The following is a 16547-nucleotide window of genomic DNA, read 5'->3' on the forward strand; positions in this document are numbered from 1 at the left end:
CTTACTTGGCGTAATCCTCGGTCGGGATGCAGGAGCAGAACAGGTTGCGATCGCCGTAGACGTCGTCGATGCGGTTGACCGACGGCCACAACTTGGCGGCGCGCACAGCTTCCGACGGGAACACCGCCTCGGCGCGGCTGTAGCCACGGGACCACTCAGCGTCCATCACGTCATCCTGGGTGTGCGGGGCATGGACCAGCGGGTTGTCGGTGAGGCTCCACTGCCCATCCTGTACCTTGGCAATCTCGGCGCGAATGGCGGTCATGGCCTCCACGAAGCGGTCCAGCTCGCGCTTGGATTCCGACTCGGTCGGCTCGACCATCAGGGTACCCGCTACCGGGAAGCTCATGGTCGGCGCGTGGAAGCCGTAGTCCATCAACCGTTTGGCCACGTCCATCTCGCTGATGCCGGACGCCTCTTTGAGCGGGCGGATATCCAGGATGCACTCGTGAGCCACCCGACCGTTACGGCCGGAATAGAGCACCGGGAAGGATTCACCCAGCTTCTTGGCCAGGTAGTTGGCGTTGAGGATGGCCACCTGAGTGGATTTCTTCAGCCCCTCATCTCCCAGCATGGCGATGTACATCCAGCTGATGGGCAGGATGCTGGCCGAGCCGAACGGTGCCGCCGACACGGCGCCGTTGTTGCGGCTCTCCTTGTCGGTCTTGACCACGGCGTGACCGGCCACGAACGGCGCCAGGTGTTTCTTCACGCCGATGGGGCCCATGCCCGGGCCGCCACCGCCGTGAGGAACGGCGAAGGTCTTGTGCAGGTTGAGGTGGGAAACATCTGCCCCGATAAAGCCCGGAGCAGTGAGGCCCACCTGGGCGTTCATGTTGGCGCCGTCCAAATAGACCTGACCACCGTGCTGGTGAACGATGTCGCACACCTCCTTGATGGTCTCCTCGTACACTCCGTGGGTGGAGGGGTAGGTCACCATCAGACAGGAGAGTTGATCCCCCGCCTCGGCGGCCTTGGCGCGCAGGTCGTCCAGATCCACGTTGCCCGATTTGTCACAGGCGGTGACGATGACCCGCAGGCCCGCCATCTGGGCGGAGGCAGGGTTGGTACCGTGAGCGGACGCCGGAATGAGGCAGATATCGCGATGCCCCTCGCCACGGGACTCGTGGTACTTCTTGATGGCGAGCAGACCGGCGTATTCGCCCTGGGCACCGGAGTTGGGCTGCATGCAGACCGCATCGTAACCGGTCACCTTCACCAGCCAGTTTTCAAGGTCGGCCAGCAGCAGCTGATAGCCCTTGGCCTGGGCCAGCGGGGCGAACGGGTGCAGCTTGCCAAACTCGGGCCAGGTCACCGGGATCATCTCGGCGGTGGCGTTGAGCTTCATGGTGCAGGAGCCCAGGGAGATCATGGCGTAGTTGAGGGCCAGATCCTTGGCTTCGAGACGGTGGATGTAGCGCAGCATCTCGGTCTCGGAGTGGTACTTGTTGAACACCTCGTGGGTCAGCACGGCGTCGGTGCGCAGCAGATCCTGCGGGACGGCGTGATGGGCCTGGGCCGCCTTGTCGAGGGCCTCGATGTCCAGGCCGTGGCCTGTGCCCAGGAACAGTTCGAACAGCTCGGCCACATCGCCACGGGTGGTGGTTTCAGAGAGCGACACGCCCACCGCGCCGTCCAGATCCGCACGCAGGTTGATGCCGAGCCCCTCGGCCTTGGCGATCAGTGCGGCCTTGTCGGCAGTCTGAACGGTAAGGGTATCGAACCAGCTGGCATGCTTGAGGGCCACGCCCTTGGCCTTGAGGCCGAGCGCCAGAATGGTGGTCAGACGGTGCACGCGGGAGGCGATGGTTTTCAGCCCCACCGGGCCGTGGTAGACGGCGTAGAAGCTCGCCATGTTGGCCAGCAGCACCTGAGCGGTACAGATGTTGGAGTTGGCCTTCTCGCGGCGGATATGCTGCTCGCGGGTCTGCATCGCCATGCGCAGCGCGGCCTTGCCGCGGGCATCCTTGGAAACACCGATGATGCGGCCCGGCATGGAGCGCTTGTAGGCATCGCGAGTGGCAAAGAAGGCGGCGTGCGGGCCACCGTAGCCCATGGGCACGCCGAAGCGCTGGGCCGAGCCCAGCACCACGTCGGCTCCCAGCTCGCCCGGGGATTTGAGCAGCAGCAGGGAGAGCAGGTCGGCGCTGACACAGGCCAGCCCTTTCTGAGCCTGCACGGCGGCGATAAGCGCCCGCAGGTCTTTCACTTCACCCGTGGTTGTGGGGTACTGGAACAGGGCACCGAACACCTCTTCTGCGCAGGCCTGTGCGGCCGGGCCGACGGCCACGTCAAAACCGAAGTGAACCGCCCGCTCCTTGACCACATCGATCACCTGCGGGTGCACGTCGTCGGCCACGAAGAAGAGGTTGGACTTGGACTTGGCCATCCGCTTGGCCAGCGCCATCGCCTCGGCGGCGGCGGTCGCTTCATCCAGCAGGGAGGCACTGGCCAGATCCATGCCGGTCAAGTCCAGGGTCAGCTGCTGGAAGTTGAGCAGAGCTTCGAGACGGCCCTGCGCCAGCTCGGGCTGGTACGGGGTGTAGGCGGTGTACCAGCCCGGATTTTCCAGCACGTTGCGCAGGATGACGTGGGGCACATGGGTATCGTGATAGCCCATGCCGATGTAGCTCTTGGCTACCTTGTTCTGGGCGGCATAGCCCTTGAGCTTGGCCAGCGCTTCCACCTCGGTCATGGAGGCGCCGATGCCGAGCGGACCCGGCCGGCGAATGGCGGCGGGGACGGTCTGCTCAATCAGATCATCCAGGCTCTCGGCGCCCACTACGGCCAGCAGGGCGCGCAGATCTTCCTCACCCGGCCCGATGTGACGGCGGATGAAATCGGTTTTTTGCTCGAGTTCAAACAGTGACTGGGTCATTTCCCTATTCCTGATAAAAAGTCCTGATAACTAAGTGCCTGACAGCCGGCCTCGGCCGGCTTCACTCATGTTCGGCTGGCAGGGTGGCCCCTGCCGGCACCGGATGTCGCTCATAGCGACAGGGGGTCGTCTTGCGGCTGACCGGGTTGCGGCGGGCAAACCGGTGCGGACGACTTCACCCTCGCCGGTCGGCCCCCAGGCCGACGGGCACCTATACAAGCGGGCCCTGCGCATTGGCAGGGCCCGGGGGCATTACTCTTCGTCCACCACGTTCTGGTAGCCTTCGGCATCCAGCAGGTTGGCGAGCTCGCCCGCGTCGTCCAGCTTGATGCGGAACAGCCAGCCGGCACCGTAGGGGTCGGAGTTGACCAGCTCGGGGCTGCCTTCCAGCTCTTCGTTGACGGCCAGGATCTCGCCGCTCACCGGGCTGTAGATGTCAGAGGCGGCCTTGACCGACTCGGCCACGGCGCAGTCATCACCGGCACCGACCTGTTTGCCCACTTCCGGCAGATCGACGAACACCATGTCACCCAGCAGCTCCTGGGCGTGCTCGGTGATGCCGACCACGGCCTCGCCGTTGGCTTCGACACGGATCCACTCGTGGGAGGTGGCATATTTCAGTTCGCTCGGGATATGGCTCATTTGTGCTTCCTTTATTCACTTGGATCACTTGTCCCGGCGCGTTCGACAGACGTTGCCGGGGCAAGGGGGTCTGGCGAAGGGCAGCCCCTTCGCCGCAATGGGTCGTTACACCAGCTTCTGGCCGTTGCGCACGAAAGCCGGCTTGGTCACTTTGACGGTGACCAGCTTCTTGCGGATCTCCACCGAGGCCTGTTCACCGATATCACGGGGCACCCGCGCCAACGCAATACTGTACCCCAGGGTGGGCGAGAAAGAGCCGGAGGTGATCACACCTTCCCGCTCTTCTCCAGCGGCGGTGGTGAAAGTGACCGGCATGCCGCTGCGCAGTACGCCCTTCTCTTCCATCACCAGGCCCACCAGCTTGGGCTGGCTGCCGGCGGCTTTCTGGGCTTCCAGCGCGGCGCGACCGATGAACTGGCGATCGCTCGGTTCCCAGGCGATGGTCCAGGCCATGTTGGCGGCAAGGGGAGAGACGGTTTCGTCCATGTCCTGGCCGTAGAGGTTCATGCCGGCCTCGAGGCGCAGGGTGTCACGGGCACCCAGGCCGCAGGGTGCCACGCCGTTGTCCAGCAGCGCCTGCCACAGATCGCACGCCAGCTCTTGCGGCACCACGATCTCGTAGCCGTCTTCACCGGTATAGCCGGTGGTGGCGATGAAGAGCTCGCCGGCCTGCACGCCGAAGAAGGGCTTCATGCCTTCCACTGCGGCATTCTGCTCGGCGCTGAACACCTTGGCCGCCTTGGCCTTCGCGTTGGGGCCCTGCACCGCGATCATGGCGAGCTCGGGGCGCTCGGTCACGGTCACCCCGAAGTCCTGGGCGTGGTGGCGGATCCAGGCCAGATCCTTCTCACGGGTGGCGGAGTTGACCACCAGGCGGTAGAAGGTCTCGCCAAGGTAATAGGTGATGAGGTCATCGATGACACCGCCTTCCGGGGTCAGCATGCCGCTGTAGAGGGCCTTGCCGAAGACGGTGAGCTTGGCCACGTCGTTGGCCAGCAGGTGTTGCAGGAAGGCTTTGACCCGCTCGCCGGTCAAATCGACGATGGTCATGTGAGAGACGTCGAACATGCCGGCATCGGTGCGCACCTGATGGTGCTCTTCCAGCTGTGAGCCGTAGTTGATGGGCATTTCCCAACCGTGGAAGTCCACCATCTTGGCGCCGGCTTCCAGGTGCTTGGGATGCAGTACTGTAGTCTGGATCATCGCTGTGTTTCCTTAAGCGTTCGCGACAACACTCACGCATCGCTCGCCCGGCAGCCACCATCCGGCTATCTACCTGGGTGGCAGCAAGCGACGTGCCTGAGTCTGTGCTCGTTCCGGCCCCGCAGGGCAAGAGTGATTCCTTGAACGCAGCGGATTATAAGCCAAGCGGACGCGCATGCCGCTCAAAAAAAACTAATCCACCGCCAGTAAATAGACCCCAGACACTAAGGTAAAAACAGCGATAAAAACAGACAAAACCCGGCAATGGCGATATTAAATTTCGATTTTTACCGTTTCGTCACAATTTGGAGAAAAACGTTTCGCTGACTGCCCAGATTAAAGGCTGATGCCCAAACCGGGTCATCAGCCTCATCACATTAGTTTTGTTGTGAAAACAGCCGGGTATTATTAGATTTTTTCACCCTTGGCCAGGGCAGGCAGCTGGCCTTCCAGCCCCATGGCAGCCCGGATCACCCTCTTACTTCAGCCGGGTCGGCAAATTGTTCCCCTTGGCCAAGGCCGGCAACTCACCCTCTAACCCCATGGCGGCCCGGATCACGCTTTGCTTGAGCGGCGTCAGCAGATCGAAGGCGCACAGCCCGGCCCCACGCACCAGCTTCTTGAGCGGGTTGCTACCGGCGAACAACCGCTTGAGCCCCTCCATCGCCGCCAGCATGCTGGCGGCCTCGCTCTTGCGCCAGCGCTCGTAGCCACGCAGGTTGGCGAGCCGGCCGATGTCCTTGCCCGCCCCCTGATTGCGCAGGATTTGCTCGGCCAGGGCGGCGGCATCCAGCAGTCCCAGGTTGACCCCCTGCCCCGCCAGCGGGTGGATGGTGTGAGCAGCATCCCCCACCAGTACCAGCCGCTCGCGGGCAAAGTCGCGGGCATAGCGGGCGGTGAGCGGGATGGCGCTGCGCACCCCTGCCACCTTGCACAACCCCAGCCGGCCGTCGAACGCGGTGGTGAGCTGGCGGTTGAACTGCTCTTCATCGCACTGACAGAGCGCCTCGGCCCGGGCCGCTGGCACCGACCAGACGATGGAGCAGAGATCCGGTTGCCACAGGGGCAGGAAAGCGAGCGGCCCCTCGGGGGTGAAGATCTGACGCGCCACCGCCTCGTGGGGCTCGGCACAACGCACCGTCGCCACCAGCGCGTGGTGGCCGTAATCCCAACTGGTGAGCGGGATGTCGGCCTGCCGGCGCACCCAGGAGTGGGCGCCATCGGCCGCCACCACCAGCTTGGCCGACAGCGCGCGGCCATCTTCCAGCAGCAGCAGGGAGCCCGCCTCGCCGCTTTGCAGGCTGCTCGCCCGGGCCGGGCTCAGCAGCTGGATATTGTCGCCATCGAGGATCGCCTCCAGCAGCGCCAGCTGGATGACCCGGTTCTCGACGATGTGGCCGAGCTCGGACTGGCGCAGGCTGGCGGCATCAAAGGCGATCCGGCCAAAGCTGTCCTGCTCCCACACCTCCATCTGCCCGTAGGGCTGCAGGCGGCGCGCCTCGATCCCGCGCCAGGCGCCTACCTGCTGCAGGATGCGCTGACTGGCGAGACTCAGGGCACTGACCCGGTTGTCCGGCGCCTCGTCAAGCGCGGGCTCCGGCAGCTGGCCCTCAATCACGGCGACCTTGAGCGCACTTCCCTTGAGCGCGGCGGCGAGCCCCAGGCCCACCATGCCGCCCCCTACAATCACCACATCCACGTTTTGCATCTGCATCGTTCTATATCCTTTCAGGGCTGATCGCCGGGATCAGCGAGGGGACGCCCGAAGGCGCACCCGTTCAATACCCATGACGTCACCTCGCCTCAGGGGCGGCACACATCGGCGACAAAGCCCAGGGTGCGGGAGGCCAGCGGCGCCTTTAGGCAGCTCAGCCGCCCCATCAGGGAGAGCGCCAGGTTGCGGCCTGCCACCAGCGGGTCATGATCATTGGAGAAGAGCTGGGCCAGCGAAGAGGTGAGCCAGACCGTCTGGGCCTGATCCCCCTTGCGCTGCTGCCAGTAGCCACTGAGCACCTCAAAGCTGCCGATATCCTCCCCCGCCGTCAGCGCCCGGCCCACCGCCCGGGTGAGCAGGTCCAGATCGCGCATGCCGAGGTTGAAGCCCTGACCGGCAATGGGGTGCAGCAGATGGGCGGCGTTGCCCACCAGCACGGTGCGCTGGGCCAGCGGGTAGTCGGCCACCGTCAGCACCAGCGGATAGACGTGGCGCTGACCGGTTTGCAGGAAGCGACCGAGGCGCCAGCCGAAGGCCTGTTGCAGGCGGGCCAGAAACGCGGCGTCATCGAGCGCCATCAAGGCTGGCGCCTCATCCCGTGCCACGCTCCAGACCAGGGAGGAGAGCCCGTCCTGCATCGGCAGCAGGGCCAGCGGCCCTCCTTGGGTGAAACGCTCGAAAGCCCGTCCGGCCGGATCTTCGGCCGTCTTCACGGTGGCGATGATGGCGCTCTGGCCGTAGTCGTGGCGGCTCACCGCCAGCTTGCACTGCTGGCGCACGAAGGAGTTGCCGCCATCGGCCGCCACCAGCAGGCGGGTCTGATAACGCTCGCCACCGGCCAGGGTCAGGTTAACCCCCTCCGCCAATGGCTCCACGCGCTCGAGCTGGGCCGGACACAGCATGCGGATCTGCGGGCAGGCGGCAATCCCCTGCTGCAACGCAATGCCCGCCGCCGACAGCTCGATCACCTGGCCAAGGGCTGGCAGGCCATACTCCTCCGCCGTCAAGCCGGCCTGACCGAAGTGGCCCCGATCCGACACATGAATCTGGCTGATGGGGCTGCAATGGGGAGCAAAACGGGACCAGAGCCCGTGCCGGGCCAGCGCTTCGCAGGTGCCGGCGGAGAGCGCGATGGCGCGGGCATCGAAGCCGGGATGCGCATTGAGCTCGGGGGCGCTCGCCTCCAGCAGCAGGATCTGCAGGGGCTTGGGCCCTGGCAGGGCCGCGAGGGAGAGCGCCAGCACGGCGCCGCTCATTCCACCACCGACGATGGCCACATCGACGTGGTTCAGATCAGATTGAGACATGAGATGAGGGAAAAGACTGAAAACGTGGGGTCATGCTAACACAAAGCGTGGGGTCGGGATGCGAAGCCACGGGCAAAAAAGCGCAGTCTCTGTCGTCACTTGCCTCATCACGGCGGGCCGGCGCAGGCAACATCCAGATGTAAAAAGAGCGCCACCAGGCGCTCTTTATCAAGTTCGGCCGACTCAGTGCAGGGTCGGCGGCGTGCTCGGGGCATCCGGCCGCTTGCCGAACTCCTCGAAGCTCATCATCACCCCGAGGCGCACGTGCTCGTAGAGCACCAGGAAGGAGGCTTCGTTCTCTTCATCTTCCTGATCGAACTCGGCGGAGACCTGGGTGATGCTGGCGATGTCCTGGATCATCTCCTGCAGCTCTTCGGAAGCCTTGGAGAGCTCCTGCTGCACCACGCCGAAACCGGCCAGGAAGGCCTGGGACCAATCCACCAGCGAGTCGATGCGCTCGTCGAGCGGCGCTTCGTCGCTCGGCAACAGCAGCTCGACCCCTTTCTGGGCCATCAGGCTCTCGATCACCTGGTGATAGAGATCGGTCATCACCTGGCGCACCGGGGCCGGCAGACCGAAACCGTCATTGACCAGATCATTGAAATGGGGCAGCCAGCTCTTGTCGTCCAGTGCCACACCACCGCACACCAGACCGCAGATCACGCCATGGGCCTCTACAGCCGTTGCCATCAGCTCATGCTGCTCCATCAGGTCGGCCACGGCCGCGTATTTCAGGGGGTTCGTTTTGCTCATCGAAGATCCGCTCAAAGTTCAGGCAAATATGCAGAATTAATGGTCAGGATCCTAGCATTCTCCCCCTTCCAGAGCCAGCAAGGCCTTGAAACTTCTGCATCTGCGCTATATAGTCCCGCCCAGTTGTCCACGTGGATAAAGGCGGAAATCAGCTCCGCCGTATTGAGGAAGGCATGAGCACAGAGGCCGTAGAAATCGTCATTTTGGGACGTCCCTACAAAGTATCCTGTCCCCTGGGACAGCAGGATGCGCTGCGCCAGGCCGCCGACCAGCTGACTGATAAACTCATCGAGCTGCGTCAACGCTCCAAGGTCTCCAGCAACGAACAGCTGGCGGTGATGGCAGCGCTCAATTTTTGCCATGAGCTCTGCCTTGAAAAAGAGAAAAATCACCAATACTCTGAGACCATGGACAAGCGGATCAAGATGCTGCAACGCACCATCGAAGCGGCCTTGATCGAGCACGGACAATATGGCGAATCCAGCGACGAAGGCCTGCAGCCCTAATCGTCCACCGTTTTAAAATTCCCTGGGGTGTTTGTCAGCCGGTTCAAGTCCCCGAGCCGATATTCATACCAAACAGGGGATCTGCCTTCTGGCTATTGCGCATGCTCGGCACGACCGAGAAGCCTGCGGTCAGATCCGATCCCCGCCTTGAACCGACGGTTCAAGGGCCCAAACCGGCAACGGCATCTCCGGGGTACCAACAGCAAAAAGCCCGTCACCAACGTGACGGGCTTTTTCTTTATCTCCTGCGCCATCCGCTCTCCGCTGCCGCTGCAACCCTTCGACACTGCCCGCAGCGCCAGTCACACCAGAAGCGGCCCATAAAAAACCCGCCGGCTTGGGCGGGTCTTTTCTAGCGCTCGGCTCAGACAGCCATCTGTTGATGGGGTGAGCCGTGGTGGCGCAGCCAGAGGAAGCTCAGCGCCACGATCAGCACCATCAGTGTCATGATGGCCCCCAGAGTCACCTGCCCTTCCATCGGGAAGCAGGCTGCCAGCAGCGTCACGATACCGGCCCCCAGGTTCTGCATGCCGCCGAGGATGGCACCGGCGGTGCCCGCCTGACCCGGGAAGGGTTCGATGGCGCAGGAGGTAGCGGTCGGATAGAGGATGCCGCTGCCGATGAAGTAGACGGCGGCGCCGCCAACCAGGGAGGCCGCACTCACTACCCCGAACAGACCCGGCAGCAGGATGATCAGCGACCCCAGCGCCAGGAAGACGATGCCAAGGCGCATCAGCTTACCCTGACTCAGGCGAAAACTGAGCTTGGCAGAGAGCCAGGCACCGAACAGATAACCGGGCAGCGGCAGCACGAACAGCACGCTGACGGTGCGGGCACTCAACTTGAGCACATCGCCGAGCAGCACGCCGGCCGCCGCCTCGAACACCGCCAGGCCGGCAAAAGTCGCCATCAGGCAGAGCAGGTTGCCCTGAAAGCGCGGATTGCCGAGTACGTGGCGATAGGCGGCACCGACTCGCAGCGGCTGTTGGCGTGCGGTCGCCGGCAGCGTCTCAGCAAACCAGGCCAGCAGCGCCAGGGTCGTTACCGCACCGAAGCCGAACAGGAACCAGTACCCGGCACGCCAGTTGAACAGCTCGGTCAACCAGCCGCCCAGCACCGGCGCCAACAGCGGGGAGAAGATCACCCCCATGCTCACCAGGCTGTTGGCCCGGTTGAGCTCGGCGCCGCTGTAGCGATCGCGCATCACGGTCCGGCTCATGGCGCCACCCGCTCCGGTGCCCAGCCCCTGAATGAAGCTGCCCACCAGCAGCGCCATGAAGCTTGGGATCAACTGAATGGTCAGGGTGCCCACCAGAAACACCATCATGCCGATCAGCAGGATGGGGCGACGGCCGATGCGATCCGACAGCGGGCCGTAAACAAACTGGGAGAGCCCGTACGGGATCAGGTAACAGGCCATCACCGCCTGCAACTGGCCGGAGGCCACGTTGAAGTCCCCCGCCATCATGGGAATGGAGGGCACATACAGGGTCTGGGTCATCTGGCCCACAGCGACCATCAGAATGGTCAGAAAAAACAGCGGATAAAAACTGTGCCGATACATATCTCAGTCCCGAAAATCATCAAAAAGCTGCCGCACCCCTGGCAGAAACCTGCAGAGGGGATCCAAAAACACAGAGTCAATCAAAGGTGAAAATACAAGGCGGAGAACCCGCACCGGCCGGGAGCAGGACACTCCCTAGGCTTGCGGTGATCTTAGTGATTCAGATCACGAAAAACGAACGAATCTTTATAATCAGCTTTCCCTAGTTTTTCTAATGTGACGGGGTTTTTAGTCCCGTCAGCAATAAAAATCAACGCGTTACCATCTGCTGGGCCTGTTTGACCAGATCCTCCGGCTTCTCGTTGCGCGGCGGTATGGTGATCCCCTTCTGGCAGGCGGGCTTCTCTGCCATCCGGTCCATCCAGGCTTGCAGATGCGGCAACCCCTCGATGGAGATACCACTCCAGTCATGAATGCGCACCCAGGGCCAGGTAGCGATGTCGGCGATGCTGTACTCGTCGGCCAGATATTCGTGATGGGCCAGATGGCTGTCGAGCACCTCGAACAGACGGAGCCCCTCCTTCTGGTAGCGCTCGATGGCGGCCGGGATCTTCTCCGGGAAGTAGCGATAGAAGACGTTGGCCTGCCCCATCATGGGACCGACCCCGCCCATCTGGAACATCAACCACTGGATGGCCTGGGAGCGGCGTTTGGGATCTGCCGGCAGCAACTTGCCCGCCTTCTCCGCCAAATAGAGGAGGATGGCGCCGGACTCGAACACGGCGAAGTCACCATTATCCCGATCGACGATGGCCGGGATACGGCCGTTGGGGTTGATGGCCAGAAACTCGGGCTTCTTCTGATCCAGCGCCGACAGATCGAGCGGGATCACCCGATAGGGCAAGCCCAGCTCTTCCAGGGCAATCGCCACCTTGAAGCCGTTGGGCGTAGCGGCGGTATAAAAGTCGATCATCATGAACTCCTTGTGATTCACACATTGGTGCAGAGACGGCCACAGCCTCGCTCATGCGAGACGACAACGGACACAGAGCGGATGCCGCACCGGCATTTGCTCCGATGCCTGCATGGCAAAGCGGCACAATACTGGTCAGTTATGACAAATATTGTGCCGCTTGAACAGCCCGGACGCATGGAGGATCGTGACTAGTTGCACAGCCCCATGGGTTGGCGCTGGCGCAGCAGGATCAGGCGGGACAAGAGCGGGAAGTAGGACTCCAGTTTGCTCAGCAGCACCCGGCTGCAGGCGGGATCGGCGAGTTCCGACTCTTCCAGCACTATGCCGTTTGAGACGAAGTAGAAGCGCGGGTCACGCACGTCCGGCCCCTGAATGGTGAGGGTGGCATCGCCTTTGCGCATCAGCAGCGGCAACACCGGCAACCCGAACGTATCGCTGTTGCGCTGCCAGGCAAACTCCGGCCAGGCCGCATCGCCATCGAGCAGCAAGATCGCCGCCTCTTCTTTGCCTGGCTGCCATTGGCAAGGCTGGGCAATGCTCACCTCGTTGAAGTAGTCGCCATATCCGGTCGATGCGCGCAAGGCAGCCAGCAGCCCCTGGGTAGTGATTGCCGACGGTTTTTGACTGACTAATGACAAATTCATGATCCACGTCCCTATGCTCAATGCAGCCTGTTATTCGGCTGCTGCCCATAAGACTAGACCAAAAGGAGCCTATATTGGAGCCGTCAGATCTGGCAGTCGCCAAGGCTGGGGGGATGGCGTATAACGGTTGCCATTCTCGCGAAGACTGGTATGATACCGCGTCCTTTTATTCCCCGTTCTTTAACATCCAGTGGTGAACCTATGCATCCGATGCTGAATATCGCCGTGCGCGCTGCGCGCAACGCCGGTCAAGTAGTAGTAAAAGCCTTCTCTCAACCCGAGAACATCGAGGTTATCCAGAAAGGCAGCAATGACTTCGTGACCAACGTTGACCGTGAAGCCGAAGCGGCCATCATTCACACCATCAAAAAATCTTACCCGGAACACAGCATCGTGGCTGAAGAGTCTGGTGAGATTACCGGTACCAATCCGGACTACCAATGGATCATTGACCCACTGGATGGCACGACCAACCTGGTCAAAGGCATTCCGCACTTTGCCGTCTCCATCGCCCTGCGCGTGAAGGGCAAGACTGAACAAGCCGTTGTTTACGATCCGATCCGTGACGAGCTGTTTACTGCTACCCGTGGTAGTGGTGCCCAGCTGAACGGTTATCGCATCCGTGTCGGCAAGGCCAAAGAGCTGGCCGGCACCATCCTGGCCACCGGTTTCCCGTTCAAGCAGAAGCACCACATCGAGCCGTACCTGAAGATGTTCCAGAGCATGTTCATCGAGTGTGCCGACATCCGTCGTGCCGGCTCTGCCGCGCTGGATCTGGCCTACGTGGCTGCCGGTCGCGTCGACGGTTTCTGGGAAATCGGCTTGAAGCCCTGGGATACCGCAGCCGGTGAGCTGCTGGCCAAAGAGGCCGGCGCCATCGTCACCGACTTCGTCGGTGGTCACAACTACGAAAACTCCGGCAACATCGTGGTTGCCAACCCGCGCGTTCTGAAAGAGATGCTCGGCAAGATCCGTGAAAACCTGCCGGAGTCGCTGGCCAAATAAGCCAGCCTCGCGCAGCGCACGTACCACAAACCCGGCCTAGGCCGGGTTTTTTTATAGCCGTCAGCAAGGGAAGCGTGCCAATCTGCGTCATATCCCGGCATGTCATTGCCCTACCTACCCCATCGGTGTGACTGCATCCGTTGCCCAACCAAGGCGGCGTTTGTAGATGTCTCGTCAACGCGGCAAGAGGATGCGCCCCCCTTCGAACCGGCGCAGCACTACCACCCGGCCTCCTCCCTCAGGCTGCTCTCAGACCACCCCGGCTGCTAGCTTCTACCGTCGCGATCTTGCCGCGCCGTTCACCGAACCCGCTTTGCTCCCCCTTCCTTGCAAACCACATGACTAATCCAGTAGCCGCCAGCCAATAACAAACAACCCGGCCAGAGCCGGGTTGTTTGGGTGCCTGCCAATGCAGGCAGCGATTGTGTCGCCCTCCCTGGCGCGCAGCAGCATTACGCCAAACGGAAACGACCGATGGTCTGACGCAGACCGGCAGCCAGCTGGCTCAATTCCAGGCAGGCGCGGGCGGTATGATCGGCCCCAACAGCGACCTCGTTGGAGGATTCGTTGATCCGCTCCACGTTGCGACCCAGCTCATCGGAGACCGCATCCTGCTCGCCACAGGCGCTGGCGATCTGAATGGCCATGTCAGCGATCTGGGCCACCGCCTCTTCAATCTGCTGGATGCCGTTGCTGGTCTGCTCGCTCTGCTCCACGCACTGGCGGATCATCTCGCAGCTCTGGCCGGTCACCTCTTTGGCCTGGTTGGCACGGGCCTGCAGGGTTTCGATGATGGCAACGATCTCGCCGGTGGAAGCCTGGGTGCGACCCGCCAGGGTGCGCACTTCATCGGCCACCACCGCAAAGCCGCGGCCCTGCTCGCCGGCGCGGGCAGCCTCGATGGCAGCGTTGAGTGCCAGCAGGTTGGTCTGATCGGCGATGCCGCGGATCACGTCAACTACCACGTTGATCTGGGCGGATTCACGCTCCAGTTCGGTAACCAGGGTGCCCGCCTGTTCAATCTCTTCCGCAACCCGGGTGATGGACATCAGCGAGCTCTGCACATCCTGATTGCCACGGCGTGCCAAGGCATTGGCGGAGCTGGCCGACTCGGATGCGGTCTCGGTGTTGCCTGCCACATCGGCCACGGTGGCCTTCATCTGGGCCATGGCGGTGGCGACCAGCGAGATCTCCTGCTGCTGGCTCTGGATCCCCTGTGCCGACTGCTCGGAGACGGCGCTCACCTCTTCAATGGCGGCCCCCAGCTGAGTCACAGCGGCCACCACCTCTTCAATCAGGCCACGCAGGTTGTCCTGCATCTTGAGGGAGGCCTTGGCCAGCATGCCCAGCTCGTCGCGACCGATGTGCTGGCGATCCAGCTGATGGGTCAGATCACCGGCGGCGATGGCGTTGGCCTGCGCCACCACGGCCTGCAGCGGCAGGCAGATCTGGCGGGTCAGGAACCAGGTCATGGCCACCATGAACAGTAGCAAGCTGCCGATGCTCACCATGGCAAAACTGGTCACCATATTGACGCTGCCAAGCAGGCTGCCACGGTTCTCTTTCACGAAGCCGAGGTTCACTTCCACCAGTCCATTGACCGCCTGCTCCAGCTCGCCATAAATGGGGTTGGACTGGAACAGCTGATCTTTGGCCTGGGCCAGCTGACCCTGCACCAGCAGTTGATCCACCAGATTGACCGAGTTCAGATAGCGTTGCCACTCCTGCTTGGCGCGGTTGAACACCTGGCGTTCATGGTCGGCACCGACCGTGGCCTCATAGGCACGAAAGGCCTGCTCAACTTTCTGGACGCTGGCCTGGATCCGGCCGCGACGGGCCTGCAGATCGGTGGCGTCATCCACCATCAGCAGGGCAAACTGGGCACGGCGCACGTAGGATACGTCGTAGAGCAGGTTCTCGACCGAGAGCACGCTCGGCAGGGTGGAGTCGGTAAAATTCAGCACGCGATCGCGCACGCCGCGCAGCTCGCTGGAGAGAAAAATACCGAATATCACGTTGACGGCGGCAATGACCGCAAAGACCACGGCAATCTTTTTGCCGATAGACAGATTTTTGTAAAACATGGTGGCTGGTGATCCTCGACTGCTGACAAGCAGGTGCACAGTGGCGATCACATCCGTATGAACTGGTAACCCGGGCTTTCCTGGCGGGAGATGGGACGTTGCGAAAGACCAAGGGAAGGGTGGGTTTCGCGAGGGCGGTACTTTACCACAAACCTGCCTACTCCTTCACCAGCTTTCGCCGCAACAAAGCAAGTTGTTTTTCCGTACAACCAGATCTTCATCACAAACTATTCAAGGCGACCAAATCATTTCAAATAGTTAGCCGATGAATGCAATCGAGGCACCGGCATGGACAAGTCAGGCCCGGCTCGCTGTAATGCAAGAGTCCCCGGATGGCGCCTCGCCGTCCCCGCCATCAAGCAAGAGAGGTGATCTTCATGGATAACGCGTCGGCCCTGCCCCTTTCCTCCTGGTCTGCCCAGCTGCGCGAGCAACTGCGGGCACGCCCGGTGATCGCCATCGGCCTGCTCGTGGCACTGGCGGCCGTCGTGCTGTTGCTGCTGCAGAGCCTGGTGATGCTGGCCGCCGGCGACATCAGCCCCGGCGTTCGCTACGGCCTGCTCGGCGGCCTGGCCGGCTTTGCCGCCACCGCGCTCGGGGCCTTGCCTGCCCTCTTTCTGCGTTCGGTCCCCCAGCGGGTGGAAGACAGCATGCTGGGCTTTGCCGCCGGCATGATGCTGGCGGCCAGCGCCTTCTCCCTGCTGCTGCCGGGACTCGAGGCGGCAGAGGGGATCACCGGCGACGGCTTTCTCGCCGCCGCCGTGGTGGTGGCAGGCATGACCCTCGGGGTACTGCTGATGCTTGGGCTCGATCAATTCACCCCCCATGAGCATGACAAGACCGGCCCCTGCGGTCCCGGTCACGAGAGCTGCTCCCGGGTCTGGCTGTTCGTGTTTGCCATCGCCCTGCACAACCTGCCGGAAGGGATGGCCATCGGGGTGAGCTTCTCGCAGGGCGACATGTCGGTGGGTCTGCCGCTCACCACCGCCATCGCGTTGCAGGACATACCGGAAGGGCTGGCGGTGGCGCTTGCCATGTGCGCCGCCGGTTTTCGCCCCGGCAAAGCCGTGCTGGTCGCCATCGGCAGCGGCCTGCTTGAGCCGCTTGGAGCGCTACTCGGCGTCGGCCTCTCCAGCGGGCTGGCCATCGCCTATCCCATCGGCCTCGGGCTGGCCGCCGGCGCCATGCTGTTCGTGGTTTCCCACGAGGTGATCCCCGAGACTCACCGCAATGGCCACCAGACCCACGCCACCCTGGGCCTGATGGCCGGGTTTGCCTTGATGATGACCCTCGATACGGCGCTTGGTTGATAAGGTTCTGATATATGGCGT

13 protein-coding genes and 1 other RNA gene are annotated in these 16547 nt (G+C 62.6%); 4 read left to right on the forward strand and 10 right to left on the reverse strand.

Features of this window, described 5'->3' with window-relative positions:
* Position 1 precedes the first annotated feature (1 nt).
* The 6 genes from gcvP to ACB032_RS07245 form a co-directional block, all read right to left on the reverse strand.
* Entirely contained in the window at positions 2 to 2878 is a 2877-nt protein-coding gene (gene gcvP / locus ACB032_RS07220) for an aminomethyl-transferring glycine dehydrogenase (protein WP_371137642.1), read from the reverse strand.
* A 252-nt stretch (positions 2879 to 3130) separates the two neighbouring features.
* Positions 3131 to 3520: a glycine cleavage system protein GcvH gene (gene gcvH / locus ACB032_RS07225; RefSeq protein WP_010634317.1), complete on the reverse strand. Its 390-nt coding sequence runs from the start codon at positions 3518 to 3520 to the stop codon at positions 3131 to 3133.
* Between the two features lie 105 nt (positions 3521 to 3625).
* A complete protein-coding gene (gene gcvT, locus ACB032_RS07230) occupies positions 3626 to 4723 on the reverse strand; it encodes a glycine cleavage system aminomethyltransferase GcvT (RefSeq protein ID WP_102988997.1) in 1098 nt (365 codons plus the stop codon).
* A gap of 478 nt (positions 4724 to 5201) precedes the next feature.
* On the reverse strand, positions 5202 to 6437 hold the full coding sequence (locus tag ACB032_RS07235) for an FAD-dependent 2-octaprenylphenol hydroxylase (protein WP_371137643.1): 1236 nt from the start codon (positions 6435 to 6437) through the stop codon (positions 5202 to 5204).
* Between the two features lie 89 nt (positions 6438 to 6526).
* Complete coding sequence (gene ubiH / locus ACB032_RS07240) at positions 6527 to 7744, reverse strand: 2-octaprenyl-6-methoxyphenyl hydroxylase (protein ID WP_371137644.1); 1218 nt, start codon at positions 7742 to 7744, stop codon at positions 6527 to 6529.
* Between the two features lie 183 nt (positions 7745 to 7927).
* Positions 7928 to 8497 (reverse strand): UPF0149 family protein, encoded by a 570-nt coding sequence (locus ACB032_RS07245; protein ID WP_011705605.1) that lies wholly within the window; start codon positions 8495 to 8497, stop codon positions 7928 to 7930.
* A gap of 173 nt (positions 8498 to 8670) precedes the next feature.
* Between ACB032_RS07245 and zapA the strand changes: the two genes are divergently transcribed.
* Both zapA and ssrS read left to right on the forward strand, forming a co-directional pair.
* Positions 8671 to 9003 (forward strand): cell division protein ZapA, encoded by a 333-nt coding sequence (gene zapA, locus ACB032_RS07250; protein ID WP_016350376.1) that lies wholly within the window; start codon positions 8671 to 8673, stop codon positions 9001 to 9003.
* 16 nt (positions 9004 to 9019) lie between these two features.
* Positions 9020 to 9202: non-coding RNA, 6S RNA (gene ssrS, locus ACB032_RS07255), on the forward strand.
* A gap of 165 nt (positions 9203 to 9367) precedes the next feature.
* Here ssrS and emrD read toward each other — a convergent pair.
* The 3 genes from emrD to ACB032_RS07270 all read right to left on the reverse strand — a co-directional run bounded on the left by emrD (position 9368) and on the right by ACB032_RS07270 (position 12127).
* A complete protein-coding gene (gene emrD, locus ACB032_RS07260) occupies positions 9368 to 10567 on the reverse strand; it encodes a multidrug efflux MFS transporter EmrD (protein ID WP_016350375.1) in 1200 nt (399 codons plus the stop codon).
* 250 nt (positions 10568 to 10817) lie between these two features.
* Complete coding sequence (locus ACB032_RS07265; RefSeq protein WP_371137645.1) at positions 10818 to 11480, reverse strand: glutathione S-transferase family protein; 663 nt, start codon at positions 11478 to 11480, stop codon at positions 10818 to 10820.
* Positions 11481 to 11671: 191 nt separating this feature from the next.
* Positions 11672 to 12127 carry a hypothetical protein gene (locus tag ACB032_RS07270; protein ID WP_011705601.1) on the reverse strand — a complete coding sequence of 152 codons (456 nt, stop codon included), beginning with the start codon at positions 12125 to 12127 and terminating at the stop codon, positions 11672 to 11674.
* A gap of 201 nt (positions 12128 to 12328) precedes the next feature.
* Between ACB032_RS07270 and suhB the strand changes: the two genes are divergently transcribed.
* Entirely contained in the window at positions 12329 to 13132 is an 804-nt protein-coding gene (gene suhB, locus ACB032_RS07275) for an inositol-1-monophosphatase (protein WP_016350372.1), read from the forward strand.
* A gap of 452 nt (positions 13133 to 13584) precedes the next feature.
* Here suhB and ACB032_RS07280 read toward each other — a convergent pair whose 3' ends face one another.
* The gene (locus ACB032_RS07280; protein ID WP_180345367.1) at positions 13585 to 15216 is read right to left on the reverse strand and encodes a methyl-accepting chemotaxis protein; all 1632 of its coding nucleotides are present in this window, start codon (positions 15214 to 15216) and stop codon (positions 13585 to 13587) included.
* Between the two features lie 377 nt (positions 15217 to 15593).
* Here ACB032_RS07280 and ACB032_RS07285 point away from each other — a divergent pair, with 377 nt between their 5' ends.
* Positions 15594 to 16526, forward strand: a complete 933-nt coding sequence (locus tag ACB032_RS07285; protein ID WP_049049035.1) for a ZIP family metal transporter — start codon at positions 15594 to 15596, stop codon at positions 16524 to 16526.
* Positions 16527 to 16547 lie beyond the last annotated feature (21 nt).

This window comes from Aeromonas sp. S5(2024) (genome assembly GCF_041403025.1).
In the GTDB taxonomy this organism is placed as follows: domain Bacteria; phylum Pseudomonadota; class Gammaproteobacteria; order Enterobacterales; family Aeromonadaceae; genus Aeromonas; species Aeromonas hydrophila.